Origin of the sequence: Limibacillus halophilus (genome assembly GCF_014191775.1) — a bacterium.
GTDB lineage: Bacteria > Pseudomonadota > Alphaproteobacteria > Kiloniellales > CECT-8803 > Limibacillus > Limibacillus halophilus.
On the sequence record NZ_JACHXA010000006.1, the window covers coordinates 35,418 to 59,094 of the forward strand.

Here is a 23,677-nt window from a genome sequence, read left to right on the forward strand (position 1 = left end):
ATATTGCAACGACCGGCTTGGCGTTCTTCGCTCGGGACCGGACTGCTCACCAGCAACCTTTCGGGAGCCAAGAACCCGCCAATGTCCGCACCTCCACAAGCCAAGGGCGAGCCCGTAACGTCTAAGAGCCAATTGATCGAGTATCTGTCGGAGGGCTGTAAACCCAAAGATCAGTGGCGAATTGGTACCGAGCACGAAAAATTCGTCTACCGGTTAAGCGATCTCCAACGCCTGCCTCATGACGGCGAGCAGTCGATTCGCGCCCTCCTTGAAGGCCTAATCTCGTTTGGCTGGGAAGGAATCACCGAAAACGGCAACCTCATCGCCCTGAAGATGGGCGCGTGCAACATCACGCTGGAGCCGGGCGGTCAGCTTGAACTCTCCGGCGCGCCCGTGGAAAACCTGCATCAGACCTGCAGCGAAGTGCACAGCCACCTCGATCAAGTCAAGCAGATCGCCGAGCCGCTAGGCATCGGACTGCTGGGAATGGGCTTCGATCCCAAGTGGAAACGCGAGGACGTTCCCTGGATGCCAAAAGGCCGCTACGCGATCATGAAGAAGCAGATGCAGCGGCGCGGCAAACTTGGTCTCGACATGATGCTGCGCACCAGCACCGTGCAGGTGAACCTCGACTTCGATAGCGAAGCCGACATGGTGCAGAAGTTTCGCGTCAGCCTGGCGCTGCAGCCCGTGGCGACGGCACTCTTTGCGAACTCGCCTTTCACCGAGGGTAAAGCCAACGGCTTCTTGAGCTATCGCAGCCATATCTGGACCGATACCGACCCGGACCGCTGCGGCATCCTGCCCTTCGTTTTCGAAGATGGCATGGGTTTCGAGCGCTACGTCGATCACGTTCTCGACGTACCGATGTATTTTGTCTATCGCGACGGTGCTTACATTGATGCCGCGGGCCAGTCCTTCCGCGATTTTCTCGAGGGTAAATTACCGGCTTTGCCCGGGGAAATTCCAGCCATATCCGATTGGGCGGACCACCTAACCACCTTGTTCCCCGAAGTCCGCTTGAAACGCTTTCTGGAGATGCGCGGTGCCGATGGCGGCCCATGGCGCTCGCTCTGTGCCCTGCCCGCTTTGTGGGTCGGCCTGCTCTATGACAGCGACAGCCAACAGGCGGCTTGGGACCTGATCAAGGATTGGACGCCGCAAGAGCACCAAAACCTGCGCGACGAGGTGCCGCGACGGGCGCTCAAGACTCCCTTCCGAAAGGGAACCTTGCAGGATCTGGCCTTGCAAATTCTGGAAATATCCGAGGAAGGACTCGCGCGGCGTGCAAGGATCAGCGGCACAGGCGAAGATGAGCGCCAGTACCTCTGGACCTTGCGGGAGATCGCGGAAAGCGGCGTAACGCCCGCCGAACGCAAGCTGCAGGAGTTCGAGGAAACCTGGCATGGCGATATCGATCCAGTGTTCCGGGTCCACGCCTACTGATTTTTGCCGGCTGCGAATCGGTCCGGACCGAAGGGTGCAAGCAGAACGTCGCGCCTACCGGTCAGGATTTCCGATGCGGCGAAACTCCCAATGGCCGGGGCCAGTGTGATGCCGGAGTGCATTGTTGCCAGATAGAGGCCGGCGATGCTCTGTGGCCGCCCGACCACCGGAAAGCCTTCGCCAGGCGTGGGTCTATGGCCCAGGCTGAAGTGGTCGAATTCCAAGGTCTCACCGGAGCGCAGCAGATTCTTCAGTTGGTCGAAGACAGCGCGTGCCGATGCCAGAGCGTCCTCGCCCGGATCGCTTCCGCCGAAATCATCGCCCGCGATAACACGCCCGTCTGCGGTCTGGCGCAGATGCATCTCCGGCGCCATGACAAGGCCGTTCAACAATCTGGAGTGCGGCTTCGAAACGACCAATAACCCTGGAGGAGCCGTCATCGGTATTTCGATACCCATCGGGGCCGCGAGCTCGGGCGTTGCGACCCCTGCGGCCAACACAACCTCGTCGGCATCGATCATGCCGCCGTTGGTTTCGACTCCAACGAGTTTGCCGGCCCGCTCCACCAGATTCAGGACCGGCTGTCGGGTAATGATCTCTGCGCCTCGGCTTTTTGCCGCCGCCAGCAAGGCCAGGGTCGCGGCCAGTGGCTCTACGGCGCCTTCCTCCGCAACATGAAGAGCCCGTTCGGGCGGCGAAGCGAGTTGTGGCTCGATGCGCTGCGCTTCGAGCGCGCCGACACGCGCTACGCCGTAACCCCAGGCGCTGTGTTGTCTGGCATAGGCGTCGAGTTCGTCTGTCGGCATGTCCCAGATCAGGCCGCCACCCCAGGCAACGGTAATCCCCGGCACATCCCTCTCCAGGTCATGCCACATCGCCATGGAGCGATGCCGCAAGCGGAAATATGGCTCGGGGTTTCCCCAACTCGCATTGATCCAGGCCCAGGAACTGCGGGTCGCAAGCCCCCCGGCCTCACCGGCTTCGATCACGACCGGTTGGGCGCCCGACCGAGATAGGTGCCACGCGATGGACGCCCCAACGATGCCGGACCCTACGATCGCTATCTTAGGAGTGCGCGCCAAGTTGCGTTCCCTATCCCACCGCCAGCAGTTCTCTGGATTTTGCGACACAGGCTGCCTTGTCGGGCCTGAAATCCTCGGCGATCCACCAGTCCTCGACCTTCTTCAGCAAGCGCCCCATTTCCGGACCCGGCGCCACTCCCAAAGCCAGCAAGTCTTCACCCGAAAGGGGAAGCCGTGTGTCATCGTCCCAGTCATGAATGACGTCGAGCGCTTCAGTCAAAGCAGTCAGCGAGACCCTTTGACGAGCGGCTGCCAGTAAGCATATCGCCAACGCGTCCGATCGGCCCGTCCGGTAACAGAGCACTCGCAACGTCGCCGCACTGGCCGGCAGAGACGGTGTAACCGGGGGTGCAACAAGCAGCGCGAGGCGTTGGCTTTCCTGATTGGAGAATCGCATGCGCCTTGCAAGATCAATCGCCCCGTCTCTTTGGGACGGCAACAACGCTGCCAGCCGGACGAGGGCGTCTGGCTCGTCCGGCTCCACGCCGAACGCTCTCTCCAATCCCAGGACCGCTATGAGATCCGAAAGGCCCACCGGTTGCGGCAAGAGGCGCGCCAGCACGCCATGGCGCACCATCAACTCGAGGGCCGGGGCCGGATCCCTTGCCGCCATGAGCTTCAAGAGTTCGCTACGCAACCGCTCGCCAGAAAGACTTTCGATACCTGCAAGCTCGGCCTCGATAGCAGCCAGCGTTTCCGGATCCGGAGCAACCCGTCCATAGAGTGCCAAGAAGCGGAAAAAACGCAGGATCCGCAAATAGTCCTCGCGAATGCGCTGCGCCGCCTGCCCAACAAACCTGATGACACCGGCAAGAAGATCGGCGCGTCCGCCGAAGGGATCGTATAGCAAGCCTTCCGGGGTTAGTGACATGGCATTGATGGTCAGGTCGCGCCGGGCAGCGTCAGCGGTCCAATCCCGGGTAAAGGCAACCGTTGCATGGCGGCCAAAGGTTTCCACATCGCGGCGCAATGTCGTGATCTCGAATGCCCGTTTTCCTATGACGGCGGTTACGGTCCCGTGCTCCAGGCCGGTCGCAACGGCCTTGATACCGGCCGCATTCAGTAGTGCCAACACCCTTTCGGGCACGGCGTCCGTCGCAATATCAATATCTTTGACCGGACGGTGAGCCAGCGTATCCCGCACGCACCCGCCGACAAAACGCGCCTCGGCACCCGCTGCCCGCAACACCTCAACTACCTGTCGGGCAGGCCCGGCGGTCATCCATTCCTCGGGAGCGATCGTTTCGACAGGCTCCATAGCAGACGCAGGTCCTTATGGGTTGTGGCCACTAATCCTCGCGGAGAATCTCCGCCAGATTAGATAGCATGCCAGCGGTCGCTCCCCAGATGTAATGCTTCTCATAGGGATAGACGTAGAAAAATCGTGTACGACCCTGCCATACACGGCTGTGAACCTCGCGATTTGCAGGATCCAGGAAATAGCGCAGCGGCACCTCGAAAGCCTCCGCCACTTCAAAAGCGTCCAGCTTTAGTTTGAAGGGTGTGGCTACCAGCCCCACGACCGGCGTCACCTCGAAACCGGTACGGGTGATGTAGGTGTCCAATCGCCCGACAACCTCGATTCCATCCGGCGGTAGCCCGATCTCCTCTTCCGTCTCCCGCAAGGCGGCCGCATCCGGATCGGCGTCACTGTCTTCGATGCGCCCGCCGGGAAAGGAAATTTGACCGGCGTGATCGCGGAGATGGTCAGCGCGCTTGGTAAGCAGAACGGTTGGCAACTGATCCCGGCGCTGAACTATCGGTACCAGCACAGCGGCGCCTATCAGCGTGCCCGCCGGAGGATAGAAATCCTTGTTCAGATCGTGGTCGCCTCTCGGAAGGTCGGTACTCGGATGACCACGACTGGGGTGATCCTCCTCCACGCTTTGGGGCGCGCGTCGGGTGAAACGTACGCGCGGTCGCGACAGACGCTTCACGATCTCCTCGGGGGTCACGCTTCGCTCTCCCCAAGATCAAAAAACACGCCGCCGCTCCACACACCTAGACGCCCGTCGCTTTGCGGGCTGGGTTCGGCAAGGTCGGCCAATTGATAAAAAACCGATCGGGCGATGAGCGCTTCCAGACCCGGCCTCATCCGTACATAGGGGCTTGGCTCGCCGGTATCCCGATTCTCAACGACGCGAATCGGGTGTGCGGGGCCCGCCACAATCCATTCGTCGATGTTGCTGCGAAACCGGAGCTGACGATCTCGGCCGCTCCCCTGGACTTCCAACTCCACCGCAACGAAGGGGGCATCTTCGACCTGAATACGCGTCTCCTCCACCGGCGTCTTGAGCCAATAATCACCAGCGTCATCGCGACTCAGAATCGTCGCGAACAGCTTAACCAGAGCCATTCTATCTATGGGTGTGCCCTTATAGAACCAGGTTCCATCACGTGCGATTCGCATGTCGATATCGCCGCGAAAAAACGGGCCTTTCTTTGCCTGAGTCATGCCCGGTTGGAACCTCCTTTAATCAACTCTTGGCGACCAAGGCGACTAATGCGCCCCCTTTTAGCCATCTTCGCTTAAGAATATGGTGAAGACTGACGCAAGCAAACAGGGGCAAGATAAACGAGTGGGAGGCCGAGCGTGAAGACAAGTGATTATTCGGACGACACCAATGGCCCAGAGGGTCTCGTGAAGGAAAACCTCGTGAAGGATGTAGAGACACTGGGAAACAAGCTGCGGCTTGTTCGCCAAGCTGTCGGCGAGGTCATCTTCGGTCAGGAACAGGTTGTCGAGCGCACCCTCATAACATTGCTCGCCGGTGGACACGCCCTCTTGATCGGCGTGCCCGGGCTCGCCAAGACGCGATTGGTCGAGACGCTGGGCACCGTCTTCGGGCTGGACGATAAACGTATTCAGTGCACGCCCGACCTGATGCCGGCGGATATACTTGGCTCTGAGGTATTGGAGACCGATGAGGCCGGCCGGCGCAGCTTCCGCTTCATCCCCGGACCGGTATTCTGTCAGCTTCTCATGGCCGACGAGATAAACCGCGCCAGCCCGCGCACCCAGTCGGCTTTGCTCCAGGCGATGCAGGAACAGCGCGTCACGGTTGCTGGGCAGGCACATGGTCTGCCGACGCCCTTTCATGTGCTGGCGACCCAGAATCCGCTCGAACAGGAAGGCACCTACCCGCTACCCGAGGCGCAGCTCGATCGCTTTTTTATGGAGATCGACGTCGACCATCCGGATCTGGCCGCCGAGCGGCAAATGCTACTCGAAACGACGGGCGCGGAACAGAAGCAACCAAAGGCCGTCATGACACCCGCCGAACTGATCGCGGCACAGGCGCTGGTGCGCCGGGTGCCGGTTGGCGACAAGGTGGTCGATGCAATTCTTTCCATCGTGCGATCGGGCAGGCCGGAGCACAGCGAATTGGAGGAAGTTCGAAATCAAGTGGCTTGGGGTCCCGGACCGCGCGCCAGCCAGGCATTGATGCTGGCGGTGCGTGCCGCTGCCGTCATGGACGGTCGCTATGCACCCTCCATCGACGATGTGGTGACCCTGACCCCGCCGGTGCTGCGCCATCGCATGGCACTCAGTTTCACTGCGAGAGCGGAAGGTGTGACCTTGGATGACATCATCGGGCGCCTCTTGGCGCCACACCGCTGACGGGACGACGTGGATAAGCGGCACACCAGAGAGGGTGTCGGGCGCGAGGCGCTTCGCTTGCGCCAGCAGAGCGAACAGGCTGCGTCTCGGCTGCCTGCATTGCTACTGAATGCAGAGCGGGTCGCTTCCACCGTCGCGCAGGGCGTTCACGGGCGCCGCAGGGTTGGACAGGGGGAGACCTTCTGGCAGTTCCGACAGTACGAACAGGGTGACTCGCTGCAACAACTCGACTGGCGGCAATCCGCCAAGAGCGACCGACTTTACATCCGCGAGCAGGAATGGGAGGCGGCGCAATCCGCCTGGCTCTGGGTCGATGCTTCCGCCTCCATGGATTGGCGTTCCCTCGATACTCTGCCGTTCAAGAGCGAACGGGCCAAGCTGTTAATGATGGCCCTGGCCGTGTTGTCGATCCGCGCCGGGGAGCGCGTGGCCTTGCTGGGCAGCAATCAGTCGCCGCGTAGCGGTCGGGGCGCGCTCATGAACTTGGCCAGCCAACTGTCTGTTGTAGCCGACCGCGGCCTGCCGCCTCTGCGGCACCTTCCCCGCAACGCCCAGTTGGTTTTTTGCAGCGATTTCCTGATGCCATATGACGACCTTGAGCAGCGCCTTCGTCACTTTTTAGCGTCCGGTCTGCGTGGCCATCTTGTGCAGATTTTGGATCCGGCTGAACTTGCGTTGCCCTACCAGGGGCGCACAAGGTTCGAGGGTTTGGAGGGCGAGGAAAGCTGGCTTTTGTCGCGCGTCGAGGCCGTCCGTCCCCGCTACATAGAACGCCTAAAGAGATTGCGCGAAAGCTTGGTTGATTTCTGCGCCGCGGCCGGTTGGGGCTATAGCTTGCATGTTACCGAACGAGCACCCGAAACTACACTGCTAGCGCTGCATCAAGCACTTTCGGCCAATCGGCGGATGTTCTTCTGATGTTGAACCTCGGCATCATCGCTTTCGCGCAACCCTGGGTGCTGCTGGGATTGGGCGCATTGCCGGTGCTATGGCTGTTACTCCGTGTCACGCCGCCTGCACCCAAACGCCAGCTTTTCCCGGCGCTGCGGTTGCTTCTTGGTCTCAAGCCAACGGAGGAAACGCCGGCCCGCACGCCCTGGTGGCTGCTGGCGCTGCGCATGCTGATTGCCGCATTGCTGGTTGTCGCCGCTGCCGAGCCGCTATTCAACCCCAGCGCGTGGCTCGCCGGGCGCGGCCCGCTGCTGCTGGTCATCGACGACGGTTGGTCCGCGGCACCGCGATGGGAGGACCGGGTCACGTCCTGGAACCAGTTGATTGAACGCGCGGAGCGGCAGCAGCGCCAAGTCATTCTGGCAACGACGGCTGAGGATACCGGTGGCCAAACGGGCCTGATCAGCGACCAACTCAGCCCCGCGCAGGCCCGCGAACGTCTGTCGGCATTGCAGCCCAAGCCCTGGCCCGTAAACCGGCGCGCATTGCTGGAATCCCTAACCGGCCTGGCACTACAGGCGGGGACGCAGGCCTTCTGGTTGAGCGATGGATTGGCAAGCGACGGCGCCGCCGAACTGGCAACGACGCTCCAGAGGTTGGGATCCCTGACTCTGATCAGTGACCCACCGACCGTACTCGCCAAGACCCTGTTGCCGCCCGAGCACGGCGCACAGAATTTGGGCGCCATCGTGCGCCGCAGCGTGATCGGCGCGGCGGAAACGGTTGCGGTTGAAGCCTATGCGGAAAACGGCCGACTCCTTGGACGATCGGAAGCGCTGTTCGAACCCGACGCGGGCGAGGTTAGTGTTTCCTTCGATTTGCCGATCGAACTGCGTAATGAGGCTGTGCGGCTTTCGCTGGCTTCCGCTGGCGGGCGAAGCGCAGCGGGTGTCGCGCTACTCGACGAACGTTGGCGGCGCAGGCCGGTAGGGCTATTCTCGCCTGACCGACTGGCGGCCGACAAACCTCTGTTGGGAGAGCTTTTCTTCCTCGAAAAGGCGTTGGCGCCCTTCTCCGAGTTACGGCGCGGCAGCATCGAGGAATTATTGTCGCGCGATCTCTCTATGCTGATCCTCGCCGATAGCGGCACGCTCAGCCCGGAGGAACACGACACGCTGGTTGATTGGGTCGAAGCGGGCGGCTTGCTGGTTCGCTTCTCCGGCCCCCGGCTCCTGGATGCCGTCGCTGCAACCGGTGGCAGCCCACAAGCCCTACTGCTTCCCGTTCGGCTGCGCCCTGGGGATCGGTTGTTGACCGGTTCCCTGGCTTGGGGACAGAGCGGGACATTGGCCGATTTCCCGCCGGACAGCCCGTTCCACGGCCTGGCAGGAAGCACGGAGGTTTCCATCGGACGCCAAGTGCTTGCAGAGCCCTCGTTGGATCTGGCCAACAAGACCTGGGCACGATTGGAAGACGGCACGCCACTGGTGACTTCCGCTCCGCAAGGCGAAGGCAGATTGGTGCTCTTCCACACCTCCGCCAACAGTAGCTGGAGCAATCTTCCACTTTCCGGGCTGTTCGTCGATATGTTGCGACGGATCGTCGAGGTCAGCGAAGGCGTCGAAGCCTCGGCAGAAGGGACATCCCTGCCGCCTATTCAGTTGCTCAATGGCTTCGGCCACGTCGTTTCGCCCTGGTCGGAGGCTGGCGAACTGACCGACCCCGCGACGAAACCATCTGCTGCCACACCACCGGGGCTATACGGTTTGCAGGGGGAGCGGCGCGCCGTCAATCTTGGACCGAACCTGAGCGAGCTGGCACCCTTCGAGGTCACAGCCGCCGGCGTCATCCAAGAAACTTATCAGCGGGATCAGGAAACGAACCTGTTGACGCCCCTGTTAACGGCGGCGCTGCTCCTGGCCACTCTCGATCTTCTGATTGCGTTGCTGCTGCGCGGTCTGGTGCAAAAACCTCGATTCCTGACTGCCGCGGGCTCGACCGGCGCCGTCCTCGGATTTGCTTTGCTGGTTTCCCTGCCCTTTGGCGCCTTGGCCCAGCAAAGTATTTACGAGGGAACCCCGCAAGACCCGGAGCTCTTTGCGTTGGAAGCCTCTAACGAGACACGGCTCGCCTATGTTCTGACGGGCGTGCCGTCTATCGACAGGGTCAGTGAAGCCGGATTGACTGGCCTGACGCTGGTGTTGCGCCAGCGCACTTCGATCACCGCGGCCGCACCCTTTGCTGTACAGCTCGGCAGGGACGAACTGGCTTTTTTCCCCCTGCTCTATTGGCCGGTTACCCGCGAGCAACGGCCGTTGGATGCCACGGCCAGACAGGCCGTTGCCGACTACATGCGCAACGGCGGCACCATCGTCTTCGATTTGCAGGAGGAACGGGTTGGGCGCGGATTGGGCGGTCTGCTGACACCCGGCGAAGCGGCACTTCGGGCCATAACCGCCGGTCTGGACCTGCCGCCACTTGCCCCGATAGACCCCGACCACGTGCTAACCAAAGCCTTCTATCTGTTGCAGGATTTTCCGGGACGCTTGCAGGGTGGCCTGCCCTGGGTCGAAAACGTCGGCGAAGAGCAGAACGACGGCGTTGCCTCACTCATCATCACAAGCGGCGATTGGGCGGGCGCTTGGGCCATCGATGACCGCGGCGCCCCGATCCTTCCGGTTACACCCGGGGGCGAGCGCCAACGCGAGATGGCCTATCGGGTCGGCGTCAATTTGGTGATGTATGCGCTGACCGGGAACTACAAGGCCGATCAGGTTCATGTCCCCTTCATTCTGGAAAGGCTGGGACAGTGATGAGCGACGCTCTCAGCCTTTCTTTCTCGCCGTTGCTGCCATGGCCCTGGCTTTTGATCTTGGGCGCGCTATCGCTCGGCGTCACGGCGCTCTGCCTCTTACGCCAGGTGCGCGGCAGCCTGCCCCGCACCCTGTTCGCGCTGCTGTTGCTGATTGCTTTGGCGAACCCCTCGCTGATCGCCGAGCAACGCGAGGGGCTTCCCAACGTTGTCCTGATGATTCTGGATGAAACGCCAAGCCAGCAGGTCGCGCCCCGGCCCGATCAGTTGCAGGAAGCCGAGGCCTATTTGCAGGCGCAGTTCGATACCTTGCCAAACCTGGAGGTCCGAACCCTTCGGCTGGAAAGCGACCTTGGTCAGGACAATGACGGAACGCGTCTCGCCCCGGCTTTGCGGCGGGCGTTGGGTGAAGTGCCGCAGGGCCAACTGGCAGGCGTATTCCTGGTGAGCGACGGACGTATCCATGACGTGGATGCAGTGCAGGGCCTGCTGGGTGAGGAAGCGCCTCTGCAGGTGCTGCTCACCGGACAGCGCGGCGAAGGCGACCGGCGCATCACGATCACCCAAGCCCCTGCTTACAGCCTGGTGGACCAGGAGCAGAAGATCACCCTCAGGGTAGATGATCTTTCGGGGGACGAGGCCGGGCAAACAGCGGCCATGCCCCCCGGCGGACAAGCGCTTGTTCACCTGCGTCAGGCAGGAATGCCACCCCGGAGTTTCCTAGTGCCTTTGGGCAAGGAGTCGGATGTCTCCTTCACCTTGGACCGGCGTGGCCGCAGCATTTTGGAAATCGAGGTGGACCCTGGGCCTGACGAGCTTTCCCTCATCAACAATCGAGCGGCGGTGGAAGTACAGGGGGTTCGCGAAAGACTGCGGGTGCTGCTGGTGTCGGGCGAACCGCATGCCGGTGAGCGCGCTTGGCGAAACCTGCTGAAGTCCGACCCTTCAATTGATCTCGTCCACTTCACAATTCTAAGACCCCCGGAAAAACAGGACGGAACGCCGATCCGCGAACTTTCGCTGATCGCCTTCCCGACTCGCGAACTCTTCGAGGTCAAGCTGAAGGAGTTCGACCTGATCATTTTCGACCGCTACCAGAGACGCGGCGTGTTGCCGCAACTCTATCTGGCCAATGTCGCCCAGTACGTAGAGGAAGGCGGCGCGCTGCTGGAGGCTGTTGGACCGGCTTTCGCCACGCCTTTGTCGCTCTACCGTACGCCGCTGGGCGCGGTCCTTCCGGGCGAACCGAGCGGGCGCATTCTCCAGCAACGCTTCACCCCGCGCCTGACCGCTACGGGCTTGCGCCATCCCGTGACCACCGGGCTACCGGGCGTGGCGTCGGCCCAGGAGGTTCCTACCTGGGGCGACTGGTTGCGACAGATCGATTTGGATAGCCGCCGGGGCGAGGTGGTGATGAGCGGAATCGAACAGAAACCCTTATTGATCCTGGATCGTGTTGGCAGCGGCCGCGTCGCCCAGCTTGCCAGCGATCACATTTGGCTTTGGGCACGCGGCTACGACGGCGGAGGACCGCAGCGTGAGTTAACGCGGCGGATTGCTCACTGGCTGATGAAGGAGCCGGAGCTGGAAGAGGAAGACCTGCGCGCCAAAATCGAGGGCGCAACCCTATCTATCGAGCGCCGCTCCCTGACCGTGGCGGCGCGCAGGATTCAAGTCGTCGCGCCGGACGGCACAGAGACATCCTTGGTTATCGAGCCCGACGAAAAAGGCGCGATGCAGGTCGAACTACCTGTCAGTCAGCCTGGTCTCTACAGAGTCAACGACGGCGATCTTCAGGTCCTGGCGACCGCTGGCCCCTTGAACCCGCTGGAATACAGGGACTTGCGCCGTGATCAAAGGACCCTGGCGCCCTTGATAGCGGCGACGGGGGGACGCGAGACAACGCTCGACCAAGCGGATTGGCCGAACGTGCGTATGGTTTCCCCGGGCCGCGACCGCAGCGGTCGCGACTGGCTAGGCATCGTTGACCGGGCAGCCTTCCGGGTTACGGGAATTGACCGCACCCCCCTGCTGCCCGGCCTCTTGTTATTGCTATTGAGTATCAGCGCCCTTGCCTGGGCTTGGCAGCGTGAGGGACGTTGAGCCGGGCCGAGGCATCGACCGCTGGCGCGATCAGACCCGAGACACCCTTCAAAGCGCCCTGGCGCAATTCAAAGACCTGGAAGCGATCCGGCTCGACCGGACCCGGGAGCCGCAACTTTCGGGCCCCGGCGTTCTCGAATCCATAGGGGCCGTAATATTCAGGCGCGCCCACAACCAAGCAAAGCCGATGGCGCTGGCGTTTGGCGGCGGCCAGACTATGCCGCACCAATGCCCGGCCAATTCCCCGGCCTTGCAAGGACGGCTCAACGGCGAGTGGCCCGAGAAGAATTGCCGGCGTTGCCGCCTTGCCGATCACAATCGGCCAATAGCGGATCGATCCCAGCAATTGCTTATCAGGATCAACCGCCACAAACGACAGCGCCACAACCGGCTCATAACCGTCGCGCAACCGGTAAACGGTTTTGGATTTACGCTCGGGCCCAAAGGTCCGTTCCAGAAGAATATCAATCCGGCCCGCATCCTGCGGCCGTTCGGCAATGATTTCAAAACTCATAGCATTAGAACTCCAGCGTGACTCTTGACGATTCGTCGGCGTCGTTCCGCTTTGCGGCGGTCGGTCACTGTCTTGCTGTCTGGTGTTCGTCATCTCCGCTTTCTTGGGAGTGACCCGGCTTGGATGTATTCCGGCGCATTCGACGAGCAGACGCACCGCCACCCGCAAAGGGAGGCGTCAGGATCGTCGTCGTAGTCGTTGCCGAGTCAGCATGGATCATGCCTCTGATAATCTTGATGGTTTTCTCCTACCACAAGCTTAGGATCGCCGCCAACACGTAACTTCACCGAACGGCGCCGCGACGAAGCTGCGAGAAGGCATCGATACCGCCAGCCGTTGCCACCAGCACGCAGCCGATCAACTCGCGAAAACCAAAGGGTTCGTCCGTCAGGATCGCAGCGGACACCGTTGCAAAAATCACCTCCGTCATCATCAACAGCATGGCGCGCCCCGGCTCGAGTTTTTTGGTTGCCCAGAACACAACGATTGCCGCCGGTATGAACCAAATCACCGCGCTGATCGCCGCCACGCCCATCGCGGCGGTGATCTGGCGGCCGGTCGGCGTTGCCCCCAATTCGGGGTCGAGCAACAAAAACAGCGCAAGCAGCGTCGCCACGACGTAAGCGACCCCGCTTTGCGACGGACCGCCAATCCCCGGCGTCATCCGGGAGAACAAGGCGGCAAGAGCAAAAGCGATTCCGGCGAAAAGGCCGAACCAGTCGCCGGTTTGCTGCGGCAAGGGCAACCCGTCCTGCAACCCCAACACAACCGCCGCGCCAAGGAGACCACAGAAAATTGCGAGTATGCGTAGCGGCCCGACACGGTCTTTCAGGAAAAGGCGTCCCAGGATGCTGGCCCACACCGGTGATAGGTAAAAGAGCAGAATCACGCGAACAACCTCGCCGGTTAGGATCGCCGCACCCCACAGCATCAACGCCGCACCAAAGAAGAAAGCGGAAGCCCAGGCCAGCCGGGCTTCCCAGGTGAAGGGGAGCGGACGCAGCCAAAACGCAGGCAGCATGAAGACCGCCGCTGCGCCGTAGAGCAGGATATTCACCCAACCCGGCGCCAAGTCGTACTCCGCTATCCATCGGATCGGCAGCCAGGAGGTTCCCCAAAGAAGCGCCGCGAACAAAAGGGCCCCCGGCGCCATCCAGGAGGAAGCCTGACGGCCGTCGCCAGTCGGGTGCTTGCCTGCGGTCATACCTGCTCCATCATGGCAATCCTTCTTCCCAAAAGGGCCTGCCACCAAACCGCGCGGCGAGGAAATCAATAAATACCCGGACCTTCGGAGAGAGGTTGCGGGCTGCTGGATACACCGCATGAACAGCCGTGTCGGCTTCATCCTGCCAGTCGCAGAGGATTGGAAGCAAGCGCCCCTGGCGCAGAGCGGTTCCCGCCATGAAGCTGGGCAGCAGTCCAATACCCAACCCGGCTTCGCAGGCCTGCAACAACGCTTCGCCGTGATTCGCCCGAAGACGGCCTGAAACCGTTACCTGCCGCCGCTCGCCCTTTGCGTTCCGAAACTTCCAGCGCTCGCCGGAGGCCTGGTACCTATATAGCAAGCAATGATGATCCCGCAGGTCGCGCGGATCCTCCGGCAAGGTCCTGCGCCGGAGGTAATCGGGACTGGCGCAGAGATATCGACGACTGGGCGCCAGGCGGCGCGACACGAGACTGGAGTCGTCCAATTCGCCGATCCGGATTGCCAGGTCGATCGCGGACTCTACCAAGTTTATCATCTGATCGTTCAACGTGAGATCGATGGAGATTTCCGGATAGCGATGCATGAACGCAGGCAAGAGCGGTGCAATCTGGCGCGCGCCAAAAGAAGCCGGAACGTCCAGGCGCAGCAGGCCGCGCGGCGCTTCGGCCAAGGGTCTCAGGGTCGCCTCAGCCTGCTCGGCCTCGTCCAGTATGGTCCGACAACGCGCATAAAGCGCCTCTCCCGCTTCCGTCATCGAAAGACGGCGCGTGCTACGGTTGAGCAGGCGGAGCCCCAAGGCATTCTCCAGGGACGCAACGCGTTTTGAAACCACAGCCTTGGATTGGTCAAGCGCGCGGGCCGCACCGGTGAAACTGCCTTCGTCGACGACAGCGGCAAAAACTGCCATTTCAGTCAGGCGATCGAGATTCATATTGTTCACCTATAGAAACAATTATGTTCGATTTTAACCACTAATACATTAATAGCCAAGCCCCCATCTGTGATCGTGAAGGCGGTTACCACACCGTCACTATCCTTGGATTACACTGAAAGGAAGCCGATCATGACGAAGGTTCTGGTTCTCTATTATTCCTCTTACGGCCACATCGAGACGATGGCGGACGCCATCGCGACAGGTGCGCGGGGCGTGGCCGACACCGAAGTGACGATCAAACGTGTGCCCGAGCTTGTTCCGGCGAACATTGCCGCCCAGTCCGGAATGAAAGTCGAGCAGGACGCGGAGATCGCAAAGCCGCATGAGCTGGCGGATTATGACGCGATCATCTTCGGGACACCGACGCGCTTCGGCAATATGGCCTCGCAGATGCGAAACTTCCTCGACCAGACCGGCGGCCTTTGGGCCAAAGGCGCTTTAGTGGGCAAAGTCGGAAGCGCATTCGCGTCGACGGCCACCCAGCACGGCGGCCAGGAGACGACCTTGACATCATTCCATACGACTCTGTTCCATCACGGCATGGTGGTTGTGGGTGTGCCCTACTCAGTTCCGGAGTTAGGAAACATGACGGAAATTTCCGGTGGTACGCCTTACGGTGCGACGACGCTTGCAGGCGGCGATGGATCACGCCAGCCGTCGGAAAACGAACTTGCCATCGCCCGGGCTCAGGGTCGCCATGTGGCCGAGATCGCCAAGAAGCTGGCTGCCTGAAGGCAACAGCTCAAAGAGCAGAAGAGGAGTCCCTAACAATGTTAGACCTACGATCTTTCGACACCCTGGGACGTTTCCGGAATGACTGGTTGAACGCTCGGCATCATTTCAGTTTCGGCAGTTATTATGATCCGAAGCGGAGCGGACTTGGCGCATTGCTGGTCTGGAACGATGACACCATCGCCCCCGGCACCGGCTTTGATCTACACGGCCATCGGGACATGGAGATCATCACCTATGTCCGCAAAGGTGCCATCACCCACCGCGACCATCTCGGAAACACGGGACGGACAGAGGCGGGTGATGTCCAGGTCATGTCGGCAGGCAAGGGAATCCAGCATGCCGAGTTCAATCTGGAGGATGAGGAAACAGAACTGTTTCAGATCTGGATCATGCCCAATCAGCAAGGGGTTGAGCCACGTTGGGAACAGCGCCAATTTCCCAAATCCAGTCGATCTGCCGGCCTGGTAGCCCTGGCCTCCGGACGTAACGGGGACGAAGACGCCCTACGGATACACCAGGACGCGGCGGTCCTAGCGGCCAGCTTGGGCAACGGGCAAACGGTTCGTCACCAACTTACGGCCGGCCGCGTTGCTTATCTTGTCCCCTCTACCGGGCGCCTGACCGTTAATGGAAAGCCGGTGGAGACGCGCGATGGCCTGGCCGTACGCGGACCGGAGACTCTCGAGATCACTGCCGTAGACGACAGCGAAGTGGTTCTCGTCGACGCGCCGGAGGTTTGATGGCGTCTTGAACGGAACGATCCATGGAAGCACCAAGGGGGGCTCGCGCAGCGACGCCTGGGCGGTTATCCTCTTGGTGTGATCCAATGGAAAGGACTTCATGGTGCGCGCGGCCAGACTGCTTCCCACCCTCGCGGTTTTCATCCTCCTGCTAACGCTGGCGATTCAACCAAGCCATGCACAGCAACTCAACGACATACGTCAGACCCTGGCCGACCGGAGCGGTTCGCTAAACGAAATCGATGACGATCTCGCAAAGCAGCCCCTTACAGACAAGCTCGCTGGGCAGATTCGAGACCAGGTGGAACGGACGCTTGATGACCTGAACGGCGTCAAAGACGACATCCGCCGTTTGCTGGCACCCGTGCGCACGCAATTGGCGGCAATGGGACCCGCACCCGAGGAAGGACAACCGGCGGAAACGGGACAGGTCGCACGTGAACGCGATCGGCTGAATGAAAGAGCTGCGGAGTTGGAGGGGTTGCTACGCCAAGGCGATACGATACAGGCGCGCGCGGAAGTCGTGCTACGGCAACTCTCACTCGAACGCAGCGCCACGGTTGCGGCGGAACTCTTGCAGCGCGGTCCCTCGCCTCTTTCATTGGAGGTCTGGCGCAAGGGCCTGCAGGAAGCATCCGCCATCGCGTCGGAGCTAGCCCATCGGCCAGTCCTCTGGTGGCAGGCTGCGCGACCGGCAGTTGTCGGCTGGAAGCCTTACTTGACCGTATTGTTGGCTTTGATCATTACCTTGGCCTTGGGCGCGTTGATACGCCACCGGCTCAAGGCTCGCTACGGTCAGCGCTCGGATATTGAAACGCCCAGCTATCCAAGGGCCGTCATGGCCGCGGCGATCGTGGGGCTGACAGACAGTCTGATCCCCGCCGCCAGCGCCTATGTTCTGCTCTTGCTGTTGCACCAGACCGGTTTGGTTCCCGACGAATCGGCGCCGCTGGCGCGCGGTATCGCCATGGCAATTATCTTTTACAGTATCGTGGGTCAGTGCGCGCGTGCCGTATTGGCGCCGCAGAAGCCGCAATGGGCGATTGTGCCGTTGGACGCAGACCGGGCCCGAAAGGCCGGATTCCACACGAAGCTACTCGTGGCATGGTTGTCGCTGGGAACGGCAATCTGGATCGCAACCGAGCCGTTTCGGCCGGCATCGGCGGAAGTCTCCATGCTCTTCGCATTACTGGGCAACGGAATCACGGCGTTCTTCCTGCTTCCTTTCCTGGGAAATTGGCTCTGGAAGCAAGAGAAGCCATCTGAGAGCGGTGAAGGAGAAAATCCCGGTACCAGCCATCTGCCCTTACTGCGCCTTTTCATAATTCTGGCTGTTGCCGCTATCCCGCTATCCGCCCTGTTTGGCTATGCCAACCTTTCCTATCAGATCGCCAGCGGGGTGGTTCTGACGGCAATACTGATTGGCGGACTGCTTTTGGCACGCACAATGTCCAATGCCTTCGTCAACGCGATTTTTGCCCCGGCAGGAAAGGGCGGCTGGATATCAAATCAGCTGGAGATCACGGAAAACGGCAGCCAATCGATCGGCTTCTGGTTCGGGTTGCTGATCGATTTCGGGCTGCTTCTCCTAGGTTTGCCGCTGCTGCTGCTCGTCTGGGGCGTACCCGAGACGGTCATCGCTTACGGCGCTGCGGAGTTTATGCAGGGATTCACCGTGGGCGGTATGACCTTCCAACCCGTTTCACTTTTCTGGGCGGTGGTGATCTTTGCTTTGGCGCTCATCGCTTTCCGGTTCCTGCGGAAACTTCTTAATCAACGCGTACTGTCGCGCACCCGGTTGGATGTTGGCGCCCGCCACTCGATATCCGCGGCTCTAGGTTATGTTGGCTTCTTCATCGCCTTGATGCTGGCCGTTGCCACCATGGGGCTTGACCTGTCGAACATAGCGATCATTGCCGGTGCCCTGTCGGTCGGCATAGGCTTTGGTTTACAAAACGTGGTGAACAATTTCGTCTCCGGGCTTTTGCTGTTGATTGAGCGGCCCATCAAGGTCGGGGATTGGATTGTCGTCGGTGGCTACGAGGGTACAGTAAAGCGCATCTCGGTTCGCTCCACGGAGTTGGAAACGTTCGACCGTGCGGAAGTCATCGTTCCAAACTCGGAGCTGGTATCCGCGCCCGTGGTCAACTGGACCCACAAAACCCGGATCGTGCGCGTGACGATCCCGGTCGGCGTCGCCTATGGTTCCGACACCCGGCTTGTTGAAAAGCTGCTTCTGGATTGCGCCAAAGACCACCCGGATGTGCTCAGCTATCCAGCGCCGTTCGTCGTTTTCATGGCCTTCGGGGATTCGTCGCTCGATTTCCAGCTACGCGTTTACGCCCGTGACACCAATTACTTCATTACAGTCACCAGCGACCTGCACTTTGCCATCGATAAGGCCTTCCGCGAAAACAACGTGGAGATTCCCTTCCCGCAGCGTGATCTGCATGTGAAGAATCCAGAAAGGGTCGTAGAAGTCCTTCGTAACGGCAGCAAGAAACAAAGCGAGATTCCGCCACAAGGCAGCGACGACTGACCAATTCGTTGTAATGCCGTCAGAGGTGAGGTGCGATCTTTGCGTCGTAAACACCCAGGTTCTCGCTCGCCTTCGGGCCGTCGCACCCTTCCGCCTTGACGGTCTTCTTCGATTCCTGCTTAGCCGCATCGATCAACGAAAGCTGTTTGCCGATGGCGACCTTGTTACCGGTTTGGGCGGAAATGATCGCCGTAACCTTTTCGTTCAGCCCCTCATCTTCCAGCTTGCGACAGTTTCTCGTGATATCGAAAGCGCGGTAAAGGTCCTGAAACATTGCCTCGGCCTGGTCTTGGGTCATGGATTGCACTTGATCGGCATCGCTGGTCTGCGCACTGGCCGCCAAGGGCCAAGTCGTCATGAACGTCATCATCAGCAGGCCCCGGATTATAAATTTCACGGTCCACTCCTTTTAAAACGACGCATGGGGATCATTCGCCAGGAAATCCATTTCTTCGGTCGTCGTGATTCGTCCTAGCGCTTCGTTACGGTGCGGAAATCTCCCAAACCGCTCAATGATAACCTTATGCCAGACAGCGTATTGCAGCCAGTCGGGGTTTTCATCCAAGGCCGCGATCAGGGCACAGGAACGTTCTTGCGCCCCAAGTGTCTCACTATGTTCGAAAGGCAGATATAGAAAGAGCCGTTCTTTTTGCCGCAACCCGCGGTCGAATCCTCTATCAACTGCCTCTTCAGCGACCTCCAAGGCCGACGCGTCGCCAGCAAATGCCTGAGCCGTGCCACGATGAAGGTTGCGTGGCACCTGGTCCAGCAACAACACCAGGGCCAGGGCACCGCGCGGGCTGCCACGCCAACCGTCCAGCGCTCCCGCGAACGCCAGCCTCGACAAATCGCCAAGCCGTAGCGCGACACGATCATCGAACTGCTTGTCGCCTGCAAACCAGAAAGGCTCATTCTCGGGGGAGAACCAGAAATCAAGGACATGTTCGATCCGGCTCATGCCTAATCCTTGAAGGTCCCGTGAGCGAACGTCGCGTAGAATTTACGCGTCGCGGCTCTATAGTACTGGGATTTGACGCTTGCCAATCTTACAAAAAATTACGTAATTGCTGCGTTCAAATTCGTCCAGCGCACATTAATAAAGCCGCTAACCGCTCCAATAATCAGAATCACCGTTGCAGCGATCATCCCGATCAAGATCGAATATTCGATCAAAGAGGCGCCGCTCGAATCACCGGCAAACCTACTCAGCGTGCTTTTCAATGCCGGTCCAAGTGCCCTCATCCGCATGTCCGACTCCACTTCATCTCACGTCACGTTGCTTTTCCCGGAGCTTTTGCCCAGTGCCCCGCGTATTTTCTTGGTTAGTATTACAATTATTAAACACAGCGTAAACCGAAACTGTAAACAAACCGTTTAGAAGCCTAAAATTTAATAACAATTTTTTGGAGTCTAATTTTACTCATCCTAGCGACTCCAAGAACGGATCCTCGACGTCCTCCCGCTACCCTTGCAATCTCCGGTGTGTCGGTCAATCAAGGGCGGACCACTTACATTTATGGTAGTCTGTTACGCCACAGAGATTTCTATGGGTTGCGAATTGTCTGGACCTATGACAACCAATAAAATCGGTACAATCAACAACGACTGCGCGGATAAGGATCAATTTGGCGAGCAACAAACGTAAAGCAGTTATTTCCGAAAAGAGGGAGAAGGCCCGACGCTGGCCTGAGGACGCGCGGCTCGCAACTTTGCAGGATTTTGACATTTTCGGCTCTGAACCCGATGTCGAGTTCGAAGGTTTGGCCCAAATAGCCGCGCATCTCTGCGATGCGCCGATAGGTTTGATCGTTTTTTCTGACGGCAACCGGCAGTGGATCAAAGCCAGTGTAGGGTGGAGCGCGCCGGCATTGAAGTCAGCCGCGTCCAGCGGACAATCGATACTGTTCAGCCAGGATATCCAGATCCTCGACGATTCCGGTAAAGACGGGACCTTCCGTAAAACGCCGTTCTACGCCGCAGATAAGGACTTGCGGTTTTATGTGGGTGTGCCGCTACTGGCTGGAGATTGTCTCCCGCTCGGGATGCTTTGCGTTTTGGACTACAAGTCCCGAAGCCTGAAAAGTTCTCAAAAAACAGCGCTGCGAGCCGTGGCCGACCAAGTGATGACCTTGCTGAATCGTCGAAAGGATCAGCAGCGATTACATAGTGTCATCGATAGCGTTCCTGACATTTTCATGATCCTTGCGAGCGACGGCACCATTGGCTTCCTGAACGATCAAGCCACCACCTTCCTGGGCTGCGGCAAGGCAGAAGGCATTGGAAGACACCTGGTGGAAATGCCGGTTTTCAAAGATGAGCTGGCGCTCGCTTCTAAGTTTTCCGAAGTGCTGGAGACGCCGACGCCAACACGGTTCGAGGTGGCCCTGAAAACCAGCGGCGCCTGGCTCGAAGTGGCCACCAGCAGCGCGCCTGCGGGTCTTGTGATTCAGATACGCGACATCACAGACAGCAAGCGCACTGATTTTCAGGACGCGACCGCAAGTCGGGCCTTGGAATTGGTTTCTTCCGGCGCCACGCTGGAAGAGGTCCTCGATTCCATCGCCCGGGCGGTCGATCAGCTCATGCCGGGCGTCAGCTCCTCTATATTATTGCTCGACCCCGACGGTATCCATGTCAGACACGGAGCAGCCCCCAGGTTGCCGGATTCCTATAACAAAGCGCTCCATGGGTTAGCCATCGGCCCGCGCACCGGGTCCTGTGGCACTGCCATGTACCGCCGGGAACCGGTGATCGTAACGGATATAGCGAACGATCCACTTTGGGAGGATTACAAGGACTTAGCCGTGCCTCACGGTTTACGGGCTTGCTGGTCCATTCCAGTCATTGCATCGAATGGCGAAGTTGTCGCGTCCTTCGCTCTCTACTGGAACGAGCCGAAAGCGCCGAAAGCCGCCGACCATGTAATGGTAGAGCGCTACGCCAATCTCGTAGCTGTCGCCGTGGAGCGCCACCGCAAGGACCATGCGCTCAAAGAGAGCGAACTGCGGTTTCGCGAGATTGCGGAAACCATAGGTGAGGTGTTTTGGATCAGCAGCCCGAAGGCAGATGAAATTTACTACGTCAGCCCGTTGTATGAAAAGTTCTGGGGCCAAAGCTGCGAAGAGCTGTACCGCAACCCGATGATCTGGGTCGACGCCATCCACGAAGACGACCGGCCGCAGGTCGACCCTGCGCCTCAGGAATTTCCAAATGGCAGCTATGACGCGCAATACCGGGTCGTCAGACCGGACGGTTCAACGATCTGGATTCAGGACCGCCATTTTCCGGTCTACGATTCACAAGGGACACTCCTTCGAGTGGTCGGTGTCGTTACCGACATAACCGAGCAAAAGATGGCTGCCGAGCGACTGAAGCTCCAGGAAGAGCGGTATCGGCTCGCCGCCAAGATTGTCAGCGATGTCATTTGGGATCGGGATATCGCCAGCAACACGGTCTGGTGGAGCGACGGGCTTCCAGAGGTATTCGGTCATGATTGGTCCGATCCCCACACAAGCAGGCAGTTGTGGAGGGAGCACGTTCATCCCGATGATCGCGAGCGCGTTTTCAAGGAGTTGCAAGACTTGGTCGAGAACGACGCCGGGTTCTGGTCCATGGAGTACCGCTTGCGCCGAGCCGACGGAAAGTATGTAAACGTCTCAAACGATATCGTCATTATCCGCGATAAAAACGGCAAGGCGGTTCGGATGCTCGGCTGCACGACCGACATCACCGAACGAAAGGTCATGGAAGAACAGGTTCGTCAGTCCCAACGGCTTGAAGCGGTTGGACAGATCACCGGCGGCGTCGCTCACGATTTCAATAATTTACTGACCGTGATCTTGAGCAACGCCGAAGAACTGGAGGAGAATCTCCCCCCGAGCTCTTCCCTTCAGGCGCTTGCGGAACTGACACGCATTGCCGCGGAGCGAGGCGCAGAACTGATCAGCAGCTTGCTGGCCTTTTCTCGCCAACAACCGCTCAACCCTAAACCAACGGATGTCAATGCTCTCATTTCAAACATGGCGAACCTGCTAAGACGGGCATTGGGCGCACAGATCTCTATTTCCATGCGCCTGAACGGAAGTCCCGCCCAAGCCATGGTCGACAGCCCTCAACTCGAAAGCGCGATTCTGAACCTTTGCATCAACGCCCGAGACGCCATGCCGGAAGGCGGCGAGTTGATCATAGAAACCGAAAACGTTTCTGCCGCATCGGACGCGGTTCTCCAGAAAGCCAACCTACAAACCGGCGACTATCTGCTTCTTTCGGTGACCGATAACGGCTCGGGCATGGACGCGCAAACACTTGCCCATGCCTTCGAACCCTTCTTCACGACCAAGGAAGTCGGGAAGGGCAGCGGTCTGGGTCTCAGTATGGTTTATGGGTTCGTGAAACAATCCAAGGGACACATTGACGTTCAATCAAAACCCGCCAAGGGAACCCGTACAAGGCTCTACTTCCCCCTTGCGCAAGGTGATGCGCCGCAAAGGACGCATCAGACACGCAGGCCCAGAAGTGCTGCGGGGACCGAGAGGATTTTGTTGGTGGAAGATGATGATCTGGTACGCCGAAACGTTTGCAGCCAACTGACGCTGCTGGGCTACGACGTGACCAGTGTTGCCGATGGCCATCAAGCTTTGCGAAAACTCGAGGAAGGTCGCTTCAATCTATTGTTTACGGACTTGGTTATGCCAGGCGGAGTTAGTGGTCAGAAACTTGCCACGGAGGCAAGACGCCTGGACCCGGCACTGCCAATAATCTTTAGCTCGGGGTACTCCGAAGACGCTGTTGTGGGTAAAAGGGGTCTGGAAACCGGCGTTCATTTGCTGGCCAAGCCATATCGCCGCCATCAGCTTGCCGAAACGGTTCGCAAGGCCCTCGACACCGGCACGTAGGGAACCGAAGGGTTGACGCCGGGTCAGCTTCCTACGGCACTGTGACTCCAAAGCGCGGCATCGGATTTTCCATACCGCGAAGAGAATACTCTCCCAGCGCCCGCCAGTCGGCCGACCTCGCCGATGCAGGCCTGTCCCTGTGATGATCATCTCAGGG

Annotated in this window: 19 protein-coding genes; 9 read left to right on the top strand and 10 right to left on the bottom strand. The window is 59.7% G+C overall.

The features are described 5' to 3' along the window. Positions 1-81 precede the first annotated feature (81 nt). Positions 82-1,446: a glutamate--cysteine ligase gene (locus tag FHR98_RS11220; RefSeq protein WP_183416792.1), complete on the top strand. Its 1,365-nt coding sequence runs from the start codon at positions 82-84 to the stop codon at positions 1,444-1,446. On the opposite strand, the gene FHR98_RS11225 is transcribed toward FHR98_RS11220, so the two are convergent. Genes FHR98_RS11225 through FHR98_RS11240 form a run of 4 tightly spaced genes read right to left on the bottom strand, consistent with a single transcriptional unit; the run spans position 1,440 to position 4,983 of the window. Then, on the bottom strand, positions 1,440-2,528 hold the full coding sequence (locus FHR98_RS11225) for an NAD(P)/FAD-dependent oxidoreductase (protein ID WP_183416793.1): 1,089 nt from the start codon (positions 2,526-2,528) through the stop codon (positions 1,440-1,442). The two genes, FHR98_RS11220 and FHR98_RS11225, sit on opposite strands and share 7 nt — an antisense overlap. Positions 2,529-2,538: 10 nt before the next feature. Continuing rightward, the gene (locus FHR98_RS11230; RefSeq protein WP_183416794.1) at positions 2,539-3,786 is read right to left on the bottom strand and encodes a CCA tRNA nucleotidyltransferase; all 1,248 of its coding nucleotides are present in this window, start codon (positions 3,784-3,786) and stop codon (positions 2,539-2,541) included. Positions 3,787-3,817: 31 nt separating this feature from the next. Further along, positions 3,818-4,483: a CoA pyrophosphatase gene (locus tag FHR98_RS11235; RefSeq protein WP_183416795.1), complete on the bottom strand. Its 666-nt coding sequence runs from the start codon at positions 4,481-4,483 to the stop codon at positions 3,818-3,820. After that, entirely contained in the window at positions 4,480-4,983 is a 504-nt protein-coding gene (locus tag FHR98_RS11240) for a DUF1285 domain-containing protein (protein WP_183416796.1), read from the bottom strand. Before FHR98_RS11240 ends, FHR98_RS11235 begins: the two co-directional genes overlap by 4 nt. Positions 4,984-5,169: 186 nt before the next feature. Here FHR98_RS11240 and FHR98_RS11245 point away from each other — a divergent pair, with 186 nt between their 5' ends. Genes FHR98_RS11245 through FHR98_RS11260 form a run of 4 tightly spaced genes read left to right on the top strand, consistent with a single transcriptional unit; the run spans position 5,170 to position 11,956 of the window. Then, positions 5,170-6,150 carry an AAA family ATPase gene (locus FHR98_RS11245; protein WP_183416944.1) on the top strand — a complete coding sequence of 327 codons (981 nt, stop codon included), beginning with the start codon at positions 5,170-5,172 and terminating at the stop codon, positions 6,148-6,150. Positions 6,151-6,159: 9 nt separating this feature from the next. Further along, on the top strand, positions 6,160-7,068 hold the full coding sequence (locus FHR98_RS11250; protein ID WP_183416797.1) for a DUF58 domain-containing protein: 909 nt from the start codon (positions 6,160-6,162) through the stop codon (positions 7,066-7,068). Further along, positions 7,068-9,854, top strand: a complete 2,787-nt coding sequence (locus tag FHR98_RS11255; protein WP_183416798.1) for a DUF4159 domain-containing protein — start codon at positions 7,068-7,070, stop codon at positions 9,852-9,854. Before FHR98_RS11250 ends, FHR98_RS11255 begins: the two co-directional genes overlap by 1 nt. Then, positions 9,854-11,956 (top strand): hypothetical protein, encoded by a 2,103-nt coding sequence (locus tag FHR98_RS11260; protein WP_183416799.1) that lies wholly within the window; start codon positions 9,854-9,856, stop codon positions 11,954-11,956. The genes FHR98_RS11255 and FHR98_RS11260 overlap by 1 nt, the downstream gene beginning before the upstream one ends. On the opposite strand, the gene FHR98_RS11265 is transcribed toward FHR98_RS11260, so the two are convergent. From FHR98_RS11265 to FHR98_RS11275, 3 genes are all read right to left on the bottom strand, one after another. After that, the gene (locus FHR98_RS11265; protein ID WP_183416800.1) at positions 11,916-12,470 is read right to left on the bottom strand and encodes a GNAT family N-acetyltransferase; all 555 of its coding nucleotides are present in this window, start codon (positions 12,468-12,470) and stop codon (positions 11,916-11,918) included. The two genes, FHR98_RS11260 and FHR98_RS11265, sit on opposite strands and share 41 nt — an antisense overlap. 283 nt (positions 12,471-12,753) lie before the next feature. Next, positions 12,754-13,674 (bottom strand): DMT family transporter, encoded by a 921-nt coding sequence (locus FHR98_RS11270; protein ID WP_183416801.1) that lies wholly within the window; start codon positions 13,672-13,674, stop codon positions 12,754-12,756. Between the two features lie 10 nt (positions 13,675-13,684). Next, entirely contained in the window at positions 13,685-14,608 is a 924-nt protein-coding gene (locus FHR98_RS11275; protein ID WP_221205861.1) for a LysR family transcriptional regulator, read from the bottom strand. A 132-nt stretch (positions 14,609-14,740) separates the two neighbouring features. Between FHR98_RS11275 and wrbA the strand changes: the two genes are divergently transcribed. From wrbA to FHR98_RS11290, 3 genes are all read left to right on the top strand, one after another. After that, complete coding sequence (wrbA, locus tag FHR98_RS11280) at positions 14,741-15,343, top strand: NAD(P)H:quinone oxidoreductase (RefSeq protein WP_183416802.1); 603 nt, start codon at positions 14,741-14,743, stop codon at positions 15,341-15,343. A gap of 38 nt (positions 15,344-15,381) precedes the next feature. Next, the gene (locus FHR98_RS11285) at positions 15,382-16,086 is read left to right on the top strand and encodes a pirin family protein (RefSeq protein ID WP_183416803.1); all 705 of its coding nucleotides are present in this window, start codon (positions 15,382-15,384) and stop codon (positions 16,084-16,086) included. A 100-nt stretch (positions 16,087-16,186) separates the two neighbouring features. Further along, positions 16,187-18,625 (top strand): mechanosensitive ion channel family protein, encoded by a 2,439-nt coding sequence (locus tag FHR98_RS11290; protein ID WP_183416804.1) that lies wholly within the window; start codon positions 16,187-16,189, stop codon positions 18,623-18,625. Between the two features lie 19 nt (positions 18,626-18,644). Here the strand turns inward: FHR98_RS11290 and FHR98_RS11295 are convergent, their stop codons facing one another. From FHR98_RS11295 to FHR98_RS11305, 3 genes are all read right to left on the bottom strand, one after another. Continuing rightward, positions 18,645-19,022: a hypothetical protein gene (locus FHR98_RS11295; RefSeq protein ID WP_183416805.1), complete on the bottom strand. Its 378-nt coding sequence runs from the start codon at positions 19,020-19,022 to the stop codon at positions 18,645-18,647. A 12-nt stretch (positions 19,023-19,034) separates the two neighbouring features. Next, positions 19,035-19,583: a DUF924 family protein gene (locus FHR98_RS11300; protein ID WP_183416806.1), complete on the bottom strand. Its 549-nt coding sequence runs from the start codon at positions 19,581-19,583 to the stop codon at positions 19,035-19,037. Positions 19,584-19,681: 98 nt separating this feature from the next. Then, positions 19,682-19,873 (bottom strand): Flp family type IVb pilin, encoded by a 192-nt coding sequence (locus FHR98_RS11305; protein ID WP_246377752.1) that lies wholly within the window; start codon positions 19,871-19,873, stop codon positions 19,682-19,684. Between the two features lie 377 nt (positions 19,874-20,250). Between FHR98_RS11305 and FHR98_RS11310 the strand changes: the two genes are divergently transcribed. Further along, positions 20,251-23,520, top strand: coding sequence for a PAS domain-containing protein (locus tag FHR98_RS11310; protein WP_183416807.1), 3,270 nt, complete (start codon positions 20,251-20,253; stop codon positions 23,518-23,520). Positions 23,521-23,677: the final 157 nt, after the last annotated feature.